A 23,077-nucleotide genomic window follows, 5' to 3' on the forward strand; every position below is an offset into this window, starting at 1 on the left:
TCCTTATCTACTACAGTCCCTATTTCAATAATAAATAACATTAATCCTAAATTCTCGTCTAATTTCCTGCAAATATTTGGTTAGAAGTAATCGAGCCAATCATTAGAACTGTTTTTGTCAAAATCAAAAATTGGAAATCTATTTTTCTTTAAAAATTCAATTTTGTCATTATCAATTCTTATGTGAAAAAGTTTAGTAGTATTATCAGGAAAATCTTGCTCCAAAGTAACAAAAAAAGGATCTATGATTATTTCATTTTCTTTAGATAATATTTTTCCATCTATAGTTGCTTTATGAAAAATAAAACTTTCACCTCCAGAGTACCGAAGAATTACTTCTCTGAATAAAAAAGCCACATCTTTATTTAATAACTTAATTTTAATAGATTGTTTATAGTTCTTAGTATAATCAGCGTAATCACTATCAATAAGATAAAGCTCATTATCTATTATAACTATGATTCCAGTCATTTTTACATGATGATTAATGTACATATTAATGTTATTATTCAACTCTTTGAAAGTTAACTTATTTTCCGATAATAATTGCATTTGATCCACCTTGTAAATTCATAGCTTTGTCAAGTATATCCGATCTTATTCCTCTTGGACCACTTAGAGAATCTCTAACCATATAATATTTGACTCCATTGACATTTTGAATTTTATCAACTATAAAGAAATGATATTGATTACCAGCAGGGACTTGGACAATGACTTCTTTACCTTGTTGTAAAGCACTATTTAATTCCGAAGGATACATATTTGTATCCATATGATTGCTGACATTATGCTCTCTAAGTACCTTAGATAATTGGTCAGTTCGAACTCCATTTGGGCTAACGTCAAACTTTTCTACCATTTCACTTAAATTTATTTTTTGTCCTCTATCATTGACGATCATAGTAGCACATGCTGGCCCACAATAAGGTTCTACTACACCGTTAACAGTCTGGCTAGTGAAGCTTCCAGCTGGTTTATATTCTATCTTGTTAGGTGCACTAAATGTACCGTTTCCACCAGCATGAATATTTGATTTTGAAACCTGTGCTTTCAACTGCTCAAGGGTCTTAACTTCACCACTGGCACTTTGAAACCCTGTAACAGCACCTTTCGCATTTTTAACAACTCGATAAGCTTTCCCACCAACACTCACAAAACTGCCAGCACCTAGAAGAGCAACATCAGTATTACTGGTTGGCAGTAATATCTGACTAACGGATAAATATGTGGCTACACCTGGACCAATCGTGCCATTACTGATAGCATCATCAATATTATCTAAATTTTGAGCTTTAAGAAGCTTGGATGCTTTAACAACTCTCCATTCCTCATTCATTAGACCATTGGGTTGTAATACGTTCTGTTCAAACTTAACCTCACAGACGTTGCTTTTGACGCTTCCACAACTATTTCTAGCATAATCATTGTAAGCAGTATCTAAACGATTCAAAATTTGACCCGTCGCATTCTGTTGTAATGCAACCAAATATTCGAGTTTTGCTCGTGCTTGTGCATCATAATATGGATACTTACCTTGATATCCACCAAATTTCATTTTATCTATATTTGCTATAAACTGTGTTGTATAACCAGCTACGTTATCGACAAAACGTTTGTAATCAGCAGTACATTTTATAGTATTACCGCATTCTTGAAGGTTTCTTCTCAGACGATAATCTTGTACTTCACTTATAGCTATATAACGATCCAAAATTTTATTTGCCTTTTCTTGGCATTCTTTTGGAGTTTGTTTAGCCATACATTTTTGTAGTTCAACCATTTCATCTTTATAAGCAAGTTGTTGTTTTTGAGTTAGGTAATTATCATCCACCGCAGTTTTTGCCGCTTCCCCAGCATTCACCGCACTACCCACATTGCCAGTCGTAGAACCTAATCCCAAACCTGCAAGGCTGGTAATACTACTCACTGTTGCTTTTTGCTCCGCTGTTAATTCACTAATTGGCTTATCACCAAACAAGAATTTCGCTACTATCGGAGCAGCAGCTTCCGAGCCCATTGCAGACAACGCACCTGTCGTTGGGTCATTCCCCGTTGCGACACTCACTGCAGCGGCTAAAATACCATGAGCTAAAATATGCGGAGCCGTGCCTTCACCATGATTTTCTTTGAAATACTGCCCAATCCTGAATGACACCTCAGGAGCGACCGCTCTTGCGACATACCCAGTTACGCCATTGGTATTTGGCCCATAAATCGCTCCAGTAATACTATCAAACAACACCATTTTTTCTTGTTGTTTATCTGCCTCTTTAATTTTAGCATCATAAATTGCTATATTGCCTTGCTTACGTGCTTCTTCTGCCTCTTTTCTCAGTTTTTGCTCATCTTGAGCCATCTCCAAGCGATAAGTACGACGCTCGGTATCAAACGCCTGACTCACCTGAACTTGCGCACCCAGTTGTGCCTCTACCGCTGTCTTATCAAAGCTGTTCTCTAATGGTTTATTCAAGCTCGATACGGTTGCCGTCGTCACCGCAGGCTTCCCTGCCATACCCGTGACCGCACCATAGGTCGTACTGGTTTGATTATTACCATCTTTGCCATAACCAATGCCGCTGATACCAGGTGGACTAATTTTTTGTGTTTCTGGGTTAAGACCCGAACCCAAACCCACATTAATCGAATCACCCTTGTAATTCATATGGTTTTCAATATTTGTGACAGTCACACCCTCTTTAAATACGGTTTGATTATCTTCAGGCGTTGCCGTAGTAAAATACGCCCCATCAAAGCGGCTGGCTTTACCCACCACCACATTTGATGAATTCATGGCAATACCGGTTTGCTCTTTCACCGCCGCATAATCGGCATTCACTTTTGATCTGCCCGCATTCACGCTAACACTTTGTGGTACCCCATTAAATCCAATGTCCGCACTAACGCCAGCATTGGTTTGTTTGCCTGTGTATGTGGCGGTATCCGGACGGCTTTTGGCTAAGATGGCCCCGTCGATATGACCGCTCATATGATCGCCTTTTACTACCGCACCATCTAAGACAAGATCACCACCAATGTTTTGATAGGTGGTGCCACCAACGGTGACATGGCTATTGGCATTAGTGGTTGTCTCACCATTGCCATAGCCTTTGGCGGTATTGGCATTGACAGTAAAGCCTTGGCTTTTACTATCGGCATACACCCCAACTCCAAAGCCGCTTGATTTGTTGCTGCTACGCTCATAGCCTTTGCCTGTGGCGGCTTGATAAACCACATCGCCTTCGACGTTGTTGTACAAATCGCCATTAACGTTTAAGTCACTACCGGTTAGGACAAAGTCGCTGTCTTTGCCTTTACCTTGGATATTAAGCACCAAGTTATTGGTATCAATGGTTGAGGCTTCGTTGTTGCCTGACAAGCTATCTTGATTCGATTTGCTCGATTGACTGCCAATGGTGGCTTGAATGCGGGTATTGCCCACACCCTTTAATCCTGCTTCACTCAGCCCATTTTTTTGTAGGCTGTCAGCAGCCGCTTGTGCCCCTTTACCGAGTGTGCGCAGCTTATTAAACCCTGCAACCCCTGCCATGACTTTCATTTGGTCGCTGTTGGCCGTTTGTCCTGCTTTGGCTAAGCTGTTAATGCCTTGCGCTTGGTCAATTAAACTATTCGACACACTCACCGTTAAGCCAGTAGTTTTTTGACTTTGGCTGTTATGCGATTCTGTGGTTGCCGTGGTATTGGTGACATTCGCTGAATTAGCATTGATTACGGTGGTGCCGTAATTTAAGTCTTTGGGATTATCCGTGGTTTGGTTCTGTGCAAATACTTTGCTGCCGGTTTGTTGGTAATGATCACCTGCGGTTAAGACTGTATTGCCATTATAGGTACCGACGACACTACCAGTATGCGTCGTTGAGTCAGTACGGTTGTCATTGGCCGTTTTTTGGGTGCCTAAGGTAAAGCTGGCACCACCATTACCAAATAGTCCTGATTTTTTCTGGTTATGGCTGCTGCTTTGACTGTAGCGGTTTTCAGCGGCATCAAGGGTAAGATTATTACCAGCATTAAGCGTGGTGCCGCTTTGGCTGATCGCGTTGGTGGCGGTTAACTGGATGTCATTGCCCGCGTTTATAACCACACGGTCGCCGGTGACATTGCCACTAATCGCTTCATCACTGGTCGCACTGTTGCGATCTTGGGTGGTTTTGCGGCTTAACAAGCTTTTTTTAGTGGTTTTAATAGCGGTTTCTAAATTACTGGTGGCACGTCCTTCTTTTAAGGTAATGTCTTTGTTAGCATCGAGATAGCTGGTACCGTCCTCACTGTGAATGGTCACTGCCGTACCGGTGATACTACCCCCTTTGGACTGAATATAAGTGCTGCCTTGGCTGGCGACCACGCTGCCAATATCCTGAGTTTGACCAGATTTAGTATAATTATTGCCATCTTTGATGGCATTAATTTGATAACCGGTATTGACCGCATTTAACGCCACATCACCTTGGGCAACCAGACTAGATGTGCCGCCCTGATTAATCAGTTGACCGGCGTTAAAGGTGGCATTACCGCCCACATCAATGCTTAAGGTGGTAAGGGGTCGACCGTTGTCATCGGTTTTACCTTTTAAGCCATCGCCCACATAGATTTGACCGATTTGGTCAATGCCAGTGCGCCAGGCATTGCTTTGACCAAGCTTACTTTCGGTATGATAGGTGGTGCTGCTATTGTTTAGCTTGCCCCCCACATCGAGAGCCATGGCATTGTTAGCTTTTAAGGTAGCACCTAAGTTGTTTAAATCGTTTTTAGTGTTAACTTGAACAAAGTTACCTTGGATTACCCCGCCGTTTTGGTTATTGAGGTTATTGGCTTGAATACGTAGCCCATTGTGAGCCACGATGTTACCTTGGTTGGTTAAATCGCCGGTGAGCTGCATATCCATGTTGCGGGCGGCAATTAAACTACTGTCACCTTTTAAATCACCGACCTTTGAGCGAACATAGACTTTGGGAACCAGTACGTTTTGTTTAGTACCATCCTTTAAGGTAATGGTTTGCTCAACCAGCCACACAATATCGGTGGTCAGCTGCGCCATTTGCTCAGCAGTGAGTGCAATACCAGGGCGTAAGTTTATTGCTTTAGCGGTAGCAACACCATTGTCCATCAGCGCTTGATACATGGCATCATCAGTGGTGTAGTCGCCTAGGAAACGACGACCGGTTAAGGTCATGACTTGGTCACGAATCAGGCCTTGCTCATAGTAGCCATCGCCCAATCGCTTGTGCATGTTGCTTGGATCTAAGCCTAAGCGCTGCATCATGTAGTCAGACGATAACCATTTTTTATAGTTAGCGAAGGCTGGATCGGTTTCCACCAAATAACCATTGGGGTTATTGGGGTCAATATTATAAAGGCTACTGTTTGGCAGGGTAGGGCCATTACCTGTGGCACGTACTTCTTCGGTATATTGTGACTTGATGCTGCCATTTAAACTATCGATAAGCCCATTAAGCTGTGCTTGGCTAACCCCTTTACCGTCCTTTTGCGCAGCTAGAATGTCAGATAGCTGTTTTTGTTGGTCAGGGGTCAAATTGTCCGGGTTGGCTTTGGCAAAGTCGGCAAGTAGCTTTAGGGCATCTTGTTTGCTGGCAGTGTCATTGTTAGCGCTGCCTGTCTGATTAGAGGCGGACTGGGTGCTTTGTTTAAGCGTGTTTAGGGCAGTCACTGCCTTATTAAGACTATCAACGATAGGTTGTTTATCTACAGGTAATGTTGTAGGCATGCCACTAATATCAGCGTTTAATATTGGCAATTGGTAACTATCTAACTGCTTTTCAACTGTCGGGACGTCAGGCTGCTCGTGAGTATAAGTAAAGTCTCTTTTCCTTAATGGATTATCATCACGACGTTTTTTATGAGTTTCATAAAACGTATGCTTGATATTAGAATGTTCAAGCTTACTGGTACCAGTTGCACCAATGTTAGTCAAACCAAATCGGGTCGGATTCGCAGGGTCTTCTTTTAGTACTAATGTTTTTCCATCAATCACCATACTTTTATCATTGAGTGCCGTTTGCGCTTCAATGCTTAAGTTGCCTCCTGCTCGAATTAAAGCAGGGTCGCTACTTACGGTCTCATCTTTATACACGGTAGCATCATAGCTAAATTCATCATATTTTAGATAACGTCCATTGGGCGTAACTAAGGTTTTTCGCCAGTGACCATTCCATCCACCTTTAACAATTTTGGCTTCTGAGCTATCGTAATGCTCTTCGGTACTATCCATACTATAAGCAATTGGCTGATACCCTTTTTTATTATTAGGATAGTATTCAGTCACCTGCTTACTACTATCGATAACACTCATTTTTTCATAATCGGCATTTAAATTTTTTAAGCTTGTGGCACCAATGCGCATATCACCCAATGATTCAATGATCGCACCCCGATTGTTCACGCTATCAGCTTTACCCGTCGCCATATGATTAGCATCTAAATCACCGCCAATGTTTAAATCACTGTTACTGATAATTTGTGCTTGACCATTAAAGTCGCTATTAAATTTATTCGCACGATCAGGGTTGGGGTTGTTGTTTAAGTGTTTAACCCCGATATCAAGCTGCTGACGCGCTGCAATCACAGGGGCAGGGGTGCCATGTCCTTCTGGGGTGTTATTTAAGGTATTCGCCTTAATCGCTATATGATCCCCATAAATACGACCATAGCTGAGATTATTGAGCGTATTGCCAGCGGTCAAATGGGTTTTATCGCCATTGATTAACCCACGATTTTTTAGATCGTTGGTCGCTGTGATAATTAAGTTTCCACTCTCAGGATCAGTCCCAGCACTGATAAGACTGGCATCTTTTTGGTTATCAATGTTTTGTGCAATGACTGCTAAGCGCTTAGCTGCTGCAAGCTTACCTTGGTTAGTAAAGTCGCCTTGGGTGGTGAGCGTTAAATTATCGGCTTCAAGCTTATCGGTGGCCCCATGGGTAAAGCTGTCGTTAAATGCCAAATTTAAAGTAGGCGCACGTAGCTGACCGCCAGTGTTGGTTAAGCTTTTGCCCGTTAAACCAACTTGCTCATGACCTTTGATTAAACCTGAAGTATTATCTACGTTGGCATTGCCATTGCTATTGCCATTGACCTGGACATGAGTTGATTCAATACGACCGTTAGCATTATTAAGCGTTTGGCTAACATTTAATGTGGCGGCATTACCCGCGACCATTTGACCCTTGCTATTGTCGATCACTGCCGCGGTTAACGTGGCATCACCACCGGCAATCAACCCTTTCGATAAGATAGCATCGGGAGCTTGTTTGGTATCGCTGTTGCTAATAGTGCCGGCATTCACCGTTAAATCTTGATTGGCCAGCACCAAGCCATGATTGCTGTTATCAACTACGGCTGCGGTCACACTGGTGGTATGACCCAATAACTGACCGGTTTGATTGGTTAAGTTAGCATTGCCAGCATTCACCATTAACGCTTGTTTGGCCGCGATTTCCCCTGCCTTATTATTGACGCTGCTACCGGTGCTGCTAAGGTTTAAAGCATTGGCGTTGATACGACCGTGATTGTTATTGACATCCCCAGCGTGAATGACAGCAGTGCCGTTGGCTAACATACCCAGGGGTTTAGTAGCATCGCTCGATTTGGTGTATTGATTATCAAGTAACCCTTGGGTGGTAATGGTTAAACTGCCATCGGCTGCACTTTGGCTAATGAAGCCGGCATTGTTGTTTAAGGTTTGCGCTGTTAGTGCTACGTTGCTACCCGCCAAGGTCCCGCTTTGGTTATTAAGCGCACCGGTCGCAGCCACGGTTAACGCATCGTTGGTGGCAATTTGACCTTGGTTGGCGACATTGCCCTGAGTAATGGTAATCGCTTTTGCCGCTTGAATGCTACCTGACTCGGTATTGGTTAGACTGCCACCTGCTATAGTGACCGCATCATTGACACTGGCAATGCTGCCTGAGTTAGTGGTGGTACCTGCGTTAATCGCCATCGCTTGATTGGCGACAATCAAGGCCTTGTCATTGTTAAGCGCTTCAGCATTCACCGTTAACGCACTGGCAGCCGATAGCATGGCGCCATTGCCATTGGTAATCGTCCCGCCGTTTACCGTCAGATCGTTGGCGCTTTGAATCACTGAGTCGCTGCCTTGCGAGTTGACACCACCCGTTACCGTTAAATCGCCTTGACTGGTTAAAATTTTACCGCCTTGGTTATTAAGCGTTTGGTTAGTTAACTGCCCGGCAGTAATCGTTGCCTGCGCTGCTTGTATGACACCGGCATCATTGGTGACGGTGCCTGCGCTGGTTAAAGTTAACCCCCTATTGGTGATCAACTGACCGCGGGTGTTATTGACACTGGCACCACTGATACGCATGTCACCGCTGCCAGTGTGAATCAGTGCGCCGTCTTGGTTATTGACAATACCTGTGGCGGTTACATTAAGGTTGCTGGCATTGCCACCCAATTGACCGCCTTGGTTGTTAAAGTTGCCCGTATAAATGGTGAAATCGGCACTGCCCGTTTGATTGATAGTGCCGCCTTGGTTCGACACATTGCCGGCGTTAATGGCAAAGCGATCCGCTTGCATCACTGCCTTATGCGTCGCATCTAACGAGTCATGTATCAAGCTTGCAGGCGTTTTAATGGCAATTTGCCCGGCTGCTTGGGTTTGCGCACCGCTTAGAGTGATATCACCCGTTTTAGCAGTGAGTGCGATAGTTTGCGCTTGGTTTTGACTGCCGGTGTAGTTCAATGCGCTGCCTGTAACCGTTAAATCACCGGCGGCCAAGTTTAATCCGGCATTACTTTGCGCGTCACGGCTATTGATGGTTAAATGGGCAGGTAGGGTGCTTAATTTGCCATCAGGGTTAAGACCGGCGATCAATTGACCGGTAGCCGTTTGAGTAAGGCTACCCGTATCCAAGGTTAGCTGGTTACCAGCTGCCATCATGGCAGTGTTGGTTAAATTACCTTGGTTGGTGATAGCGGCATTGCCGCCCGCGTAGACACTACCGGTATTACTAAAGCGTTGACTGGTGGTGGTTAACTGATCACGACTGCTGATTTGCCCGGTGTTAGTGATGTCAGCTGCCGTCACCGCTAAGCTGCCATTACTGGCATAAACCGCCGCTTTGTTGGTGTTCGCCAACGTCCCTGTTAAATCTAGACGGCTGTCAGCTGTTGATGCGGCACTTAAGGCAGCGACCACCCCATTATCATTGTTTAAGTTGTTCGCGGTAATATCAAAGCGTTTGCCTTGAATACCGCCGCGTTGTTGGTTGTCACTATTATTAATATCCCCGGCAATCTGCCAGGTTTGCTCACCGAGGCTTAACACACTACCTTGCTGGCTATTATTCACGCGGCTTGCGGTCAATAAAAGACTACCACTACCTGCATGCTCAATACGACCGGTTTGGTTGTTTAAATCAGCAGTATTGATGGTCAAGTTTTGGCTATTGGTGGCAATGACACCGTCTTGATTATTGAGTCCGCCCGGTAAGTTTAGGCTTAAATCATGGGTGCCTGCTTGGGTAATATTGCCATGTCGGTTATCTAACGCGTTGGCAGTGAGGTTAAGCGTGTTAGCCGCCAATTTACCGTTTTGGTTATTTAACCTGCCTTTGGCATTTAGGCTCATGGTCTCGGTGGCGGTAAGCTTGGCGTCTTGGGTGGATAAATCACCGTCCGAACTTAAGCTAATTTCCCCCGCTTGGGTGGTGCTACCGGCTAAATCGGTGGGGTTGCCGGTTAGGCTGAATTTGCCGGTAGCAAGGTGCGTGCCACGGCTGGTCAAAGCGCCGGTTGTATTGACGATCAGATCTGCTTTGTGGGTCGATAAGGTGCCATCGGCGTTTAAGCCAGCGGCTAGCACACCGGTATTGCTGTTATTAAGGCTGCTAGTGGTTATAGTCGTCGCACCACCACTACCAATAATGCCGCTATTATCAATGGCGCCGCTGGTCAAGCGATTGCCCGTGCCGCCATACAGCTGACCGCTGTTGGTAAGATTTTGGCTTTGCGTGGTAAGCCCACCGGTCGCGGTAATGGCGCCGCGATCATTGTTTAATCCTGCGGCGGTGATATTGGCATCGCCTTGGGCACTGATATTGCCTTGCGTATTGATTAAGTCGCCTTGGCTGGTTAGTGTTAAATTGCCTTTGGCATCGACTGTGCCGCGGCTGTTATCTAGACTTGCAGCACGGATATCGGTGACTTTGCCTTGAATCACACCGTCGCTATTATTTATTGCCCCAGTACTGTCAATACGGGCATCGCCTAAAGTCGCTAACACGCCTTGGGCATTATTAATCGGCGATTGGCTGGTCAGGTGAATACCCTGTTTGCTAACAATTTGCCCTTGCACGTTGTTAAACTGGCTAAGTTGCCAGTTTAGTGTATCAAGCTGAATGCGGCTGTTTTGGTTATCAACGCGGTTGGCCGCTTGTAAACCATTGACTGCGATACTGGATTTATCCGTATTGGTTAAGGTTTGGGTGGTGACATCCATACCGCCATTGGCAGTAATGATGGCATTGCTGCCTTGGTTGTCAATCTGTTTAGCCGTGATTTGCCCATTAGCCGTCACCGGTTCAAGCACCGGTACAGACGTATCTGGGGTAGGATTGGTGCTGTTACTGGTATTATTGGCAACTTGCTGACTGCCCGTCGCCGCGGTGCTAGGGGCGTTGGCTAAGCTTGGGGTAGTGGCAGTCGGTTGATCAGCATATAAGGCTTGACCAATGATCGCTTGATGTTGGTTGGTAAGCCCAGTCGTGGTAACAGCAAGGTTGCCGCTGCCGGTTTGTTCAATCCGCCCTTGGTTGCTAAGGCTGTCAGTGGTTAGATTCACTTGTCCAGCACTTAGGGTGCCGGTGTTGGTGGTGGTGGTATTGCGGATAGAACCTTGTGAGCGTGCGCTAATCAGTCCACTGTTGGTTAAGCTGCTACTAGTAAGCTGCACGCCTTGTTGGCTACTGGCAATGGTGCCGCTGTTGGTGATGGCATTGCCATTGACGTTTACTGTTGCACCGTCTTTGGCACCCATAAAGCCGGTGTTGGTGAGGTTACCTTGGGCATCCAAACTTAAGCTATTGCTGGCACTAATATCCCCGGCATTGGTTACCCCTAAGCCTTTATCGGTACCAATCAGACGGATTTTACCGGCATACATACCACCAAGGCTTGAAACATCTAACGCAACGCCGGTAGCTTGGTTAGTTGCCGCTGGGTCCTTATGGGTGATTTGGGTGTTACTGGCATCGCTGTCATAGCTAACTTGGTTGCTGCCTGAGATGACATCCAAGTTTTTAGCATACACCTTTGCGTTAATCTCATTGGTTTGAGCAATCAATTGCGTATAGTCACTGGTGCTGGTATCCAATCCTTTACCATCGATGCGAATTTTACCGCCATTCACATCAAAGCCGGTAAGTCTGCCATCCGCCATTTGTGCTTGACCGGTGGTTAGGGTGGTGCGAGAGGCATTGATAAATCCGCAGCCCGAACAGGTAATACCCGCGGGGTTAGCAATCACCAGCTCGGCTTTGCCCCCGGCAATTTCGGTATAACCGGCCAATTGACTGGGGCTGGTTGAATTGACCTGACCTAAAATAACTTTGGCTTCCCCTTTACCAAGCCACGGGTTACCTTCCACCCACCCAGCCGTTTGGGTCTGGGTGTTTTTTCGGCTGTTGTTTAAAATAACGCCGTCACTACCTACGTCAAATTGACTAAAGCTGTTTTTAGAGACGCCCGCTGCTGAGGGGGTTTGGATGTTAACTTGGGTTATGCCACTGGCGGTTGTTAAAATGGTGGCTTGTTCGTTTTTAGCAGCATTACTATCAGCAATCACTTGGGTTTGTACGTCGGCATGGGCCCATTGTGCCGTCCCTAAACTGACTAAAACAGCTGCGGTAAGCGTCAGCCATTTACCATAGCAGTAGCCAACCACACCCCATGCTTGACTGTCAGCTGTGCTGTGGCTGTTGTCATGACCACCTTGGCTGCCAGCTTTGCCTTGGGCCACAGTTTTTTCTGAAACCACGACTAGGCGACCTAGGTTTTTATTAAAGATCACACGATACAGGCGGCTATTCATAGCGTTTTCCTTATTGGGTTACCCCTATGCTGTTTTTTTAGGAAGATGGGAGGTCAATGCGTGCAGCGAGTAGGGGTAAGGTAATATGTTGGTAAAAAACATCAAGCCCTGCCGTCTCTAATACAGTCAAGACAGGGTTAAAGAGATTAAAATTCAAAGTTTAAGCTAAAGCCTGAGACCCAATGTTTGTCACCAAAGCCATCGGGCTGTTTGAGTGGGTAACCGGTGAACACATCATAGCTTGCGTGCAGTGGGGCGATTTGACCTTTGATACCCACCGCAGCGCCGACCAGACTGTGGCCGAGCAGTAAATCGTTTTGGTCTTTGTTTTTCATGGACACATACCCAGCATCAACACCGGCGTAGATGGCATGCGGTTGGTTGCCTAAATACAAGCTCACATCTTGACGGGCTAAAACGCCATGATCACCGGCTAAGGTGCGTTCGCCATCAAAGCCGCGCACGCTGTAACGACCGCCAATCGCCATACGCTCACTGGGCACCAACGCATCCATCGCATATTGGCCTTTGATAGTACCGGTGTACACCCACTGCTGTGGTTTGTTAGCTAGGTTTAAGCGAAATGGCCGGGTTAAACTGCTGCTAAGTTTGTAAATACCGGTACGGGCGGTACCTTCGTTAAATAAACGCTCAGGCGGGTCAATGGCATTTAAAGCACCGGTACCACGTTGATAGGTTAGCTCAGTTCTCAGCGAAGCATCGCCTAATTTGCGTTCATCAGTCAGTCCTGCGGTCCAACCAGCAATTTTTCGGCGCTGTACGTCCACTTCAGTGTCGTCAATATAATTGTTTTGTGATTTCACAAAGCCGCCGGCATTAAGCCAGGTTTTACTGTTAGCATCACGGTGGGCCAAATAGTGACTCCCTACTGTCAGGTTATCGCTTTCACCACGGTACTGGTAGTCTTGGTTAGCACCAGCCACCGTTTGATTATAGGTGTAATGACTGGCATTGGCATCCAATAACCAGCGATCAATCGGTAGCACATAGCCCAAGGCATAGTTTTCGCTACCTTTGTCACCCGTTACTTGATCATTAATTTGGTTGCCCAGGTCGCGGCCATAGCTGACATACAGTAGATCATTTAAATTTGCCATATTGTCGAGACTTAGCGTGACATTGCCTTGGTATTTACCGGTGGCTTTAGACCCAGAGTCATCAATGCCGATGCCTAAGCGCGCTTTACGGCGCTGCGCGTATTTGATTAACACATCACTGTGACCCGGGGCTTGCGAAGTACTGCTTGGACTGATAGAAAAATCAGCGTCAGCAGTTGGCACCCGCTTTAGGTTTTCAAGACCGGTCTCAAGGTCACGAATATTTAAGATATCACCAGACTTTAACGGCAGCGCAGGGGTAAAGTTGGCGGGTAGCCCTGTGGCGTCAACATACACAGGTACGTTGCTTTGACGGGTGTCGGCTTTAATTTGGTCGATATAACCTGGAATAATGGTTAACAGTAAGGTGCCACTTTGCAAGTTCTGGTTACCAATGACCACGCGGGTGGTGGCATAGCCGCGTTCAATGATGCGATTTTGTACTTGAGTAACCACGCTGGTAATCTCATTAATCCCTAAGCATTTGCCCAGTACGCTGCTATCGCCTTGGATCACTGGCAATAGCGCAAAGTCGAAGTTGTGCAAGTCTTGAGAGGCTCTATGATCAAGGGCAGTCAGGGCGATTTGGTTAATGGTAAAGCAAGGGGCATTGGGGTCAACCGTGGCAGAGACGTTAGTTGGCGCCACGGCTTTGGTGTCAATGGTTACTGTGGGGTTTGGAATCAATGCCTGATTGCGTGCGGCGTCGCGCTGTTGTTGTAGCTGTATTTGGTTATCAGCAATTTGTTGGGGGGTGAGTGCCATCGCTTGGGATTGGGCCAAGATAGGTAAGATTAGCCATAGGCTGATAGGATACATCTTTATTGTTTTGGGTAAACGAGGCAATGATTGAACAGCACGCTTGGAGGAACTAACTGTATAAATTAACGACATCTTAAGGCAAATCCATTCTACAAACAGGTGTTTAGTCGCAAATTTACGCTTGTCTTGTTTAATTGTAAATAACTGATCAAAAAATAGTTAACAAATTAACACTAATAAACATTTAGCAATCAATTGTAACATTATGCTCAAGATTTTATTGGCTATGAGATTAGAGTTTTTTTAGAGTGAAATCAGATTCCTTTTTCATTAAAAACACTTGTTATTGTTGAAAATGATAATCGCTGATTAAGTCAGCGGTTTTATCGTATTTGGCTTTTAACAAAAATATTTATCATTTTTTCACTGTTATCGTATCAATATTCTCATGAATTATTCTTTATAAGATTGAATCCATTATATTTATGCAGTTCATTAAATACTTTGTTCGCAAATAAATTATTTAGAACTAGACGTTTTAATCTTGAGAAATAAAATTATAGAAAATATTAATATAATATTCATGGATTTATTTTTTTAACACATATTCTAAAAATATTATGCAAAATGTAGAAAAAATTATGCATAAGACTATTATTTTTATTCAATTATTAAAATTTTTTGATATAATAAGTCCTAAATATTTTTTGAGGTATCTCTATGGATTATTTTCCTATTATTACTTCGATCTGCAGAGCGAGCATGGGTTCGCCATCAGTAGCAGTCATAAATAATATAAAGAAACTTATTAAAGCATTAGAGAAGGATAATAAATTTGAAGAAGCTAATAAGCTTAAAGATATTTTAGACAGTCAATCATTAAAAGCTGAGTTGAAACCAAGTAGAGTAAGTCTATCTAAATATTATTTTGAAGGCGAAAGAATGCCAGAGGGGATAAAACCGCCAGTTGATAAGGAGTCAGGCAATTACCTAGCAGAAATAATATTTCCTAAAAACTTGGTTGACATGAGACCTATTTTTGACTTAACACTAAATAACAGTATCGATTATCTACTCGAAGAATGGATGAATATTGAACATTTAAATACAAATAATGTTAAGCCAGCATATTCAGTCATGTTATTTGGAGAGCCAGGAACAGGAAAAACACTGCTTGCTCAGTATTTAGCGAAAAAATTAGAATTGCCGTTGATTACGGCTAAGCTTGACGGCTTATTATCGTCATTTTTAGGTACTACAGCTAGAAACATATCAAATTTATTTTCATTCGCAAATAGATATAAATGTGTTTTGCTATTAGATGAGTTTGATTCGATTGCTAAATTAAGGGACGATCCAAATGAACTTGGTGAATTAAAGCGAGTTGTTAATACTCTTCTTCAGTGCTTGGATGAGCGTGGCAAAACTGGATTTACAGTTGCTATTACAAATCATGATCAGTTACTCGATTCCGCAATATGGAGAAGGTTTGATTTAAGGATTCAAATTCCTAAACCAAATTTGAAAATTAGACAGGAAATTATCTCTAGTAATGCTTATCAAGCTTTTGGCTTTTCAGATTTACAGAACAAATTTTTATCGGTTGTGACAGAAGGTTATAGTGGTTCAGATATTGATAAATTGATGAATTTCCTTTTTAGGAAGAAAATACTTTCAAATGAAAATTTTAATTTTATAGAAGCACTCAAAGAATTTATTACCCTGAATGCAAATTTAACAGATCCAAAATTCCTTACATCTATAAATGAGAGTGAAGATGCATTAATTCGTAATTTAAATAAAGATGAAGGTTTCAAATTTAATCAAAGGGAAATTGCTGAACTTTTGAATACATCTCAGTCTAATATAAGTAGAGTTTTAAAGAAGGAATTATAACAATGAGCAACCCTGTTCAAATTATTTTAAACTCGAGAAATTTTATACAGCGTGTAGTTCCTACGCCAGGCGGTAGTAATACAGACTTTTTTAGTGGTAGGGATAAAGAGTTCATTAATCATAAGCAAAACTTAATATCTTCCATAGACTCTATTGTACAGTCATCACCAGATGATGGACTCATCTATGCAAATGTCGAGCTACAGGTTAATGGATGGGCTAAAAGCCATCGTCCAGTGAATAAAATTTTCAATGATAAAAATATTGAGAGCATAACTGCAGGTAATGAACTTGGAAATATTATTATTGGTACTACAAAAGAAAAGTTGAATGAAATTAGTTCTATTATTAGTAAGGCTCCGAATCACAACTCAATAGAAATAGACAAAAAAACGGGAAATCCTAAAGAAAAAGTCACGCCTCTAAGAAGTGAAGTCGGGGTAATTCGCTCATTAAGATTGTATGATAAAAGTGATAAACGAAGCTTCAGTGCACAGCAAGCGATGGAATGGCTTTGTAGTCAAGATGTTGGTAGTGTCTATTACATTGAAACTTTTATCAGCTCTAAAAATTATACACTTCTTGAAGAAAGTGAGTTACAAAATTGTTTTCACAAAATAAAAGAAAAATTACTAATGTTAGAGGTAATCAATTTAGATCTCGACTTAGAAATTGATAGTTTAATTTTCATCATTAAGTTTAAAAACAATAATGATTTGAGAAATCAAAGTATTCATGTGGAGTTGCTAGATATTTTAGACAACTCTTCTATAGTAAGAATGGTCTACTTGCCACCTGTGATTCAATCTTTAGAAAGCACAAATTTGGGATCTTCTAGTCTATCAACGTTTGCTCCCGAAGAGGGTAAATCATACGCTGTAGTAGGTGTTATAGATACTGGTATTGCTGATAATGATGTACTTAGACCTTGGGTTACTGGGGGCATTGAATTTATACAGGATGATCTACAGCAAGAGCGAAATCATGGAACATTTATCGCTGGTTTGTTAGCTCATGCTACCCAAATAAATAATGATAAATTTATCAAGGAAGCACCATGCAAGATATTCGATATTGATTTATTTCCGACTTTTAGCTTTGAAGAGTTTTATAGTAATGGCTTTATTGATTTTTTAAAACAGCTTGATGATTATTTACCAGAAGTTAAGGCAAAAGGCATTAAAATTCTAAGAACCTGTTCACAATCTTTTCAGCAACAAAGCGATGAAAGCGAGATTGGTAAGTTGAAGGCTTGAGTTTAAATGACGCTCACAGTTTTTCCATAAGCGTCTATTTTTCTCAAGCCAAGCAAACGAACGTTCTACAACCCATCGCTTTGGTATGACTTTAAACGTATGCAGTTCATCTCTTTTGGCAACTTCTGTGGTAACGGTTTCGCCTAAAATAGATTTAACACTATTAGCAAATGCCTCACCTCGATAACCGCCATCAACCATCACATTTTTTACCCGGCTTAAGCGTTTAGCATGTTGACGAAGTAACGTTTTAGCACCTTCACGGTCGGTGATATTGGCAGTGGTAATACAGATAGCATGCGGCAAGCCTTGGCTATCTACTGCAATATGGCGCTTAATCCCTGATACTTTCTTTCCTGCGTCATAGCCTTTGTGTTTGGCGGTATCTGTATTCTTAACGCTTTGAGCATCGATGATGATAAAACTGGTTTTGCCCTTACGTTTGTGTTTCTTCCGCGCTTTTTTGACCAATTTTTTTTAAGGCTTGATGAAGAATGCTGTTGCTTTCTTCGTCAAGCTCACTCCATTTCTGAAAGTAGGCGTGGACGGTGCGCCATTTGGGAAAGTCATGCGGCAGCTGTCGCCACTGGCAACCTGTTCTTAGTACATACAATAACCCACAAAATACGTCATACAGGTCAACCGTTCTTGGTTTGGTCTTCTTCCTTGCACTTTCTAAAATCGGTAGTATGTGCTCAAATTGTTTTCGGCTAATGTCGCTTGGATAGGCTTTTCTCATGGTGATTGATTCGGTTATTAATTGATTACGTAGCTTATCCTAGCATATTTTTTAATCGTGAACAGGTTCTAAACATGAGTTTAAATCTTGTGAGTTGTGTTAATGACCAGTCATATAGTTTATACGCTGATTTTCTGGATAAGATGAGTAAAAAACACGGCGTAATATTTGTACTTTCTGCTGGCAATTTACAACCCAAATTAGCTCGTGATGAGTGGCCAGTAGATAAGGTAGATGCTTTAAAACAACTTGCAGAATATCCTTATCAAGGTGAAGATAGAATTTATATACCTTCTGAAAGTGTCTTATCAGTGACTGTTGGTTCTGTAGATCCTGAATTAACATCTGATCAATTTTTTCCTAGCAGATTTTCAAGACGTGGTCCAGGGGTTTCTTTTGCACAGAAGCCAGATTTAGTTCATGTGGGTGGTAGTATGATTCAACCCCATCATCTAAAATCCTTTAGCCCAAATGGAAGTATAACTTCTGGCTGTGGTACTAGCTATTCTGCTCCTTTAGTCGCTAAAACTCTAGCTAATATTGATCACCTCATTGAAGGAGATTGTAAGCTTGAAACATTAAAAGCATTATTGATACATAATGCTGAAAAACCAGACTGGACTCAGATTAGAGAACTTAAAGCTATTTCAAATGATTTTGTAGGCTATGGCATACCTAAAAATGCTTATGAGTCATTAACCACTGCAGACAACGAGATTACAATGGTTTTTGAAGGTGAAATTTCCAAAAATCAAGAACTAAATTTTGAGTTTTCTTGGCCACAATCATTAGTAACGCCTTCTGGTGGAATTTCAGGTACTGCACAAGTTACATTAGTTTATACCCCTAATATTGATCGTCACAATGGTGCCGAATTCATTTTAAACTCTTTAGATGTTCGTTTAAGACAACAGACTGATAAAACTAATCAAGAAGGCGAACCAATATTTAAAAATATTCTAACTAATGATAAAGATTACGCATTTGAAAAAGATATGATTCAGCATGGGCTTAAATGGTGGCCTGTCAGAAAAATACAGAACAAATGGACAAATAAAGGTAGATATTCTCTATGTCGTTTAGTTGTCGAGCCACTTGCAAGATCTGGATACGAGATAATTGAACCAGTACCGTTTACCGTGATTTTAACTATTTCTGATGATAAAAAGAAACATCATATCTTTGATGAGATGAAACAACAATTAACTGCAAATGGTGTGTTAGCGAATGATATAAGAACCCATGTCTCTAATAGATTACGAACATAGTAAAAGGTTAAAAATTTTGGTAGTGGTTTGAAAAGTATGTTATTTAAAAACTTATAATACCAATTGACCTCTGAAAGCTTTGATTTACTAACTTTTAGCATATTCATGTTTTAGTCAGCATACTTTTCAAACCACTACCAAAATTCGAATAGTATCAGCATTGATTTTAAATATAGGTAGCTTTGCTTATTGTAAAACATTTTTAAAGTTATTTTTTTTGAGGATAAACAAATAGTGAGTAATCAAATTTCTCTTTCCAATAGTTGTTTCTTAGTAGCAGGAAGTATTTCAAATAGTACAAATGATGAAAAAATAGACCTATCTCATAGATTTATTAAAACTCTTGTTGCAGACATAATTAATACTGGTGGTAGCTTTATTAGTTATCTTTCAGCAGAACTCGTTAACAAAAACCAAAAGCCATTATTATTCGATTGGACTATTGCACGGGAAATTGACCAATTAACCCTTGAAAAAAGAGATAAAATTTATTTAAAAATTGTCGCATCGAACAATTTCATGGAAAAAAAGGCGAGTCCTGAACAACGTCAACTTTTGCGTAAGATGATTGCTCGAGGTATTGCTGAATATATTTGTATTGATGATGAAACTAAAACCGGCAGTAATGTAGCTGAGGAACAGGTTAAGCATGCCACTGCGATGATTGCTTTGGGTGGTGGCAAAGGAGTATTAGATAGAGCAAATAAAATGGCGAAAAAATCTTTGCCAATACTACCACTGGATTTACAAATCGGTGCTAATAGCGAAGATGGATCTGGCGCATTAGGTCTGATTGAAAAAATTCGTAAAGATCCACTAATCTATATGCCAAATACTGGTCATACGGTTGTGAAAAAATTTGAGGCTCTTTCTTTAGAAGAACCTGTATTAGATTTATCTGAGATTTCGAAGAGAATTATTGAAATTTTTTACGAAGAAGAGCAGGCCAGGTTATCCTCTTTACCACCTGATATATTAATTTTAACTGCTTTACCAGTTGAATTATCAGCAGCGAAACAAGCATTAAACATTAGCGAGGATATTCAACCTAGTAGTACAAGTATAGGAATTCATTTTTGGAAAACCGCAATTGTTCAGAAAAATGAAAAATATCTAAATTGTGTTTTATCCTGTTTTGCAGGTCCAGGCAATGTTAGTGCTTCATCAATTACTTCTCACTTGCTAAGTGAATTAAATCCAAAGTGTGTAATTATGTTAGGAATCGCAGCAGGAATGCGAGAAAAATGTGAACTAGGTGAAGTTATATTATCGGAGCGAATAGTTGCTTATGAAGGTGCTGCTCTCGTCGAAGGTGGATTAATTGAACCTCGCTCTAGAGTTACGGAGTTAGATATTAAATTTAAGCAAGATATCAGTGCTTATTTATCGAATAACAATTCTCTGAAGGATCGTTTAACTCAAATTTATAAGAACCTAGAAATTGTATTACCTGAAAATATTGAGATAGGCCCTATTGCGAAGAGTGTTATACCTAAAATTGCTACTATTGGTAGTGGTGAAAAACTACTTAGAGATCCAGAAAAATTTAAAGCATTAAGAAAGATTAATGGAAAAATAGAAATAGCTGAGATGGAAGGTACAGGGTTGTTTGAAGCATGTGATAATTATAAAAAACCTGTTTTAATGATTAGAGGTATTAGTGATTTTGGCGATTCTACAAAAGATAATCGTTTTCATTCTTTGGCAGCAAAAGCGGCGGCAGCAGTAACAGTAGATTTCATCATCGATGGTTTGACATTTATTAACTTAGGGCTTACGCAAAGACGACCGAAGGCGAGCGTAACTGCTCACGCAAATAATCACTGAGTAAACCCCTTTTAACCTGATATAAAGATTGTTTTAACCGTTTAGCTTGTCTGGCTAACTGCAGCCAAACCAGCATACAACAACAAATATGATTCCGCTGAATACGAGCCTTACGACACTGATTAGCTTCAATACCAGTGAGTTGTTTAAGTTCTCGGTGAAACTGCTCAATCTTCCAGCGGATGGCACACACCAATCGTGTGCCATCTGATGAATCCTGATTGGTGTCATTGGTGACAATCCAGTCCGTGCGGTTTTCATTAACCACTACTCGGAACAGTTGCACTTTGTAATCTTTAGGAAAGGCATGTATTTTAATCAGTTTGCCATTTTGTTGCTCTTGGTCAGTCCAAGTTAATTCGTTGACTGCTTTGTAAGGGTTTACTCCTTTTGAATCATCGACTTTGCGATTGGATTTTAAAGGACAATAATAGATTTTTTGTAAGTTATCAATATACAGCATAATGTCTTTGGTGGCATACCATGTATCCATGAGCACATATTTGAATTTAATTTGTTTGTGTTCAATACTGTGCTGTAGCATGTCTTTTAGATGGTCAAGTTTGCTTTTGCCATCGGTGGTTTTGTCATAAATACGGTAATCAATGAGCCAGTATTGTTCGGTCTTTGGATTGACATAGATACAGTTAACGATGCAGATGCCTTTAATAATGCGATGGGCGTTGCCACTGTATTGGCGATTAACCAATTCGATTTTGTGACTATGATTTTTATCGAGTATGCTGTCATCAAAGATAAGATAGCCATCGTCGTCTAATACGATGTCGTCTTTGACTTTTTCCCATACGAGCTTGGGTTTTAGTTTGTCATGACGTAGGTATCGATTGATGCGGTCATGACTAATTGATTCAGGATGATGTTCTGCGTAGTTGGTAAGGGTGTAATTGGTTTGGCTTACCAGTAAATATTGACAGTAGTCTAGGCGGGTGATAGCTTTTTTCTTCATCTCTTTATGCTATAGTGAAAACTGAATTATATCGAACAGGGTCGTTCGTGGTAGGCCTGTCGAACCATAACGACCGTTACCCTTAGACAAGCTCAGGGCAAACGGTGCTTACTATAATTTAGGATTGACTATACTATATTTTTATCCGCTTTCGCAAAATTTTATGCTTTTTGCGTAAGTCCTATAACTAATAAAGGAATTGCATAACAATGTCACTTAAAAATTCAGAACTACAATATTATGATAGTAATGTTTTACGTTTGTCCTCTGAAAAACGTAAAGAGTATCACACACAAGTTGATAATTTAATAACTGAGTTAAGCAAACATATAACCTCAAACTCTGATTTGAAAATAGCCAAAGTAGTTAAAGCTGGCTCTTTTGCTAAATATACAATTTTAAAAAAGACAATAGATGATCCCATTGATGTAGACATTGTATTTTATATTAGTAATAAAAATATTGAAGAATCAACATTAGATAATCTTAATGATTTAATTTACACGTTATTAATCAAAATTTACCCTAATAAAGCCGTAGAAGACTTTGAAATTCAAAAAAAAGCAACAACGGTAACATTTATCAAAAGTGGACTAAGTGTGGACGTAGTTCCTGTAATTCAAGATGTACAAGATCCAAATCATGGTTGGCAGTATGATTTGATAACTAAACAAACAAATCTGACTTGTGCTCCTTGTCACATTCAATTCATCCGTGATAGGAAAAACTCAGATAAGCATTATCGAACTCTAGTTCGTATGGCAAAACGATGGAAGAATTTCGCTTGTCCTCCTGGTCTAAAGTCCTTTCATATAGAACTAATACTAGCTTTTTTGCAGGATCGTTATGGTCCTACCGAGAGTATTGAACAACGTTTTAGAGAATTTTTAGGATATATCGCACAAAGTGAATTGAATGAGCGTATCGATTTTCCTGAAAATTCTGGTAAGACCCAAAAAAAATTTTCTGATCCTGTCGTAATCGTAGATCCTTCTAATTACGAAAATAATGTAGCATCCCGAATAACTCTAGAAGAAAAAAAGCTAATTGTTAGCAAAGCGTTACAAGCTTGGGAAATTGCGAACTATGCATCAGTCGAAGATGATAATGATATTTGGAAGGAAATTTTTGGTAATAAGTTCAAGATTAAGGATTAAGGA

Annotated in this window: 10 protein-coding genes; 5 read left to right on the forward strand and 5 right to left on the reverse strand. The window is 41.2% G+C overall.

The window, feature by feature from the left end:
* Positions 1 to 80: 80 nt before the first annotated feature.
* The 3 genes from ACAM39_RS11830 to ACAM39_RS11840 all read right to left on the reverse strand — a co-directional run bounded on the left by ACAM39_RS11830 (position 81) and on the right by ACAM39_RS11840 (position 14,021).
* Positions 81 to 551: a hypothetical protein gene (locus ACAM39_RS11830; protein WP_135890281.1), complete on the reverse strand. Its 471-nt coding sequence runs from the start codon at positions 549 to 551 to the stop codon at positions 81 to 83.
* Positions 529 to 12,084, reverse strand: coding sequence for a two-partner secretion domain-containing protein (locus ACAM39_RS11835; protein ID WP_369628669.1), 11,556 nt, complete (start codon positions 12,082 to 12,084; stop codon positions 529 to 531). Before ACAM39_RS11835 ends, ACAM39_RS11830 begins: the two co-directional genes overlap by 23 nt.
* A 146-nt stretch (positions 12,085 to 12,230) precedes the next feature.
* On the reverse strand, positions 12,231 to 14,021 hold the full coding sequence (locus tag ACAM39_RS11840) for a ShlB/FhaC/HecB family hemolysin secretion/activation protein (protein ID WP_369628670.1): 1,791 nt from the start codon (positions 14,019 to 14,021) through the stop codon (positions 12,231 to 12,233).
* 663 nt (positions 14,022 to 14,684) lie between these two features.
* Here ACAM39_RS11840 and ACAM39_RS11845 point away from each other — a divergent pair.
* Both ACAM39_RS11845 and ACAM39_RS11850 read left to right on the forward strand, forming a co-directional pair.
* Positions 14,685 to 15,860: an AAA family ATPase gene (locus ACAM39_RS11845; RefSeq protein WP_036592178.1), complete on the forward strand. Its 1,176-nt coding sequence runs from the start codon at positions 14,685 to 14,687 to the stop codon at positions 15,858 to 15,860.
* A 2-nt stretch (positions 15,861 to 15,862) separates the two neighbouring features.
* The gene (locus ACAM39_RS11850; RefSeq protein ID WP_369628671.1) at positions 15,863 to 17,116 is read left to right on the forward strand and encodes a S8/S53 family peptidase; all 1,254 of its coding nucleotides are present in this window, start codon (positions 15,863 to 15,865) and stop codon (positions 17,114 to 17,116) included.
* Here ACAM39_RS11850 and ACAM39_RS11855 read toward each other — a convergent pair.
* Positions 17,060 to 17,855, reverse strand: a protein-coding gene (locus ACAM39_RS11855) for an IS5 family transposase (RefSeq protein ID WP_353551018.1) whose coding sequence is annotated in 2 segments (ribosomal slippage) — positions 17,060 to 17,593 and positions 17,595 to 17,855 — 795 coding nt in all. Because the reading frame shifts where the segments join, the coding sequence is not laid out codon by codon here. The genes ACAM39_RS11850 and ACAM39_RS11855 overlap by 57 nt on opposite strands.
* 74 nt (positions 17,856 to 17,929) lie before the next feature.
* Between ACAM39_RS11855 and ACAM39_RS11860 the strand changes: the two genes are divergently transcribed.
* Together ACAM39_RS11860 and ACAM39_RS11865 are read left to right on the forward strand one after the other, a co-directional pair.
* Positions 17,930 to 19,123, forward strand: coding sequence for a S8 family serine peptidase (locus ACAM39_RS11860; RefSeq protein ID WP_369628652.1), 1,194 nt, complete (start codon positions 17,930 to 17,932; stop codon positions 19,121 to 19,123).
* Between the two features lie 234 nt (positions 19,124 to 19,357).
* Entirely contained in the window at positions 19,358 to 20,950 is a 1,593-nt protein-coding gene (locus ACAM39_RS11865) for a phosphorylase family protein (protein ID WP_369628653.1), read from the forward strand.
* On the opposite strand, the gene ACAM39_RS11870 is transcribed toward ACAM39_RS11865, so the two are convergent.
* Positions 20,898 to 21,917: an IS701 family transposase gene (locus ACAM39_RS11870; protein ID WP_282841997.1), complete on the reverse strand. Its 1,020-nt coding sequence runs from the start codon at positions 21,915 to 21,917 to the stop codon at positions 20,898 to 20,900. The genes ACAM39_RS11865 and ACAM39_RS11870 overlap by 53 nt on opposite strands.
* 209 nt (positions 21,918 to 22,126) lie before the next feature.
* On the opposite strand from ACAM39_RS11870, the gene ACAM39_RS11875 reads away from it, so the two are divergent.
* Positions 22,127 to 23,074 carry a CBASS oligonucleotide cyclase gene (locus tag ACAM39_RS11875; RefSeq protein ID WP_369628654.1) on the forward strand — a complete coding sequence of 316 codons (948 nt, stop codon included), beginning with the start codon at positions 22,127 to 22,129 and terminating at the stop codon, positions 23,072 to 23,074.
* Positions 23,075 to 23,077: the final 3 nt, after the last annotated feature.

This window comes from Moraxella sp. K02, from assembly GCF_041154755.1.
Classification (GTDB): Bacteria; Pseudomonadota; Gammaproteobacteria; order Pseudomonadales; family Moraxellaceae; genus Faucicola.

Coding starts and splice junctions, on each gene's coding strand:
- ACAM39_RS11845 (WP_036592178.1), top strand. CDS start 14,685: ATGGATTATTTTCCTATTATTACTTCGATCTGCAGAGCGAGCATGGGT.
- ACAM39_RS11870 (WP_282841997.1), bottom strand. CDS start 21,917: ATGAAGAAAAAAGCTATCACCCGCCTAGACTACTGTCAATATTTACTG.
- ACAM39_RS11830 (WP_135890281.1), bottom strand. CDS start 551: ATGCAATTATTATCGGAAAATAAGTTAACTTTCAAAGAGTTGAATAAT.
- ACAM39_RS11850 (WP_369628671.1), top strand. CDS start 15,863: ATGAGCAACCCTGTTCAAATTATTTTAAACTCGAGAAATTTTATACAG.
- ACAM39_RS11860 (WP_369628652.1), top strand. CDS start 17,930: ATGAGTTTAAATCTTGTGAGTTGTGTTAATGACCAGTCATATAGTTTA.
- ACAM39_RS11835 (WP_369628669.1), bottom strand. CDS start 12,084: ATGAATAGCCGCCTGTATCGTGTGATCTTTAATAAAAACCTAGGTCGC.
- ACAM39_RS11875 (WP_369628654.1), top strand. CDS start 22,127: ATGTCACTTAAAAATTCAGAACTACAATATTATGATAGTAATGTTTTA.
- ACAM39_RS11840 (WP_369628670.1), bottom strand. CDS start 14,021: ATGTATCCTATCAGCCTATGGCTAATCTTACCTATCTTGGCCCAATCC.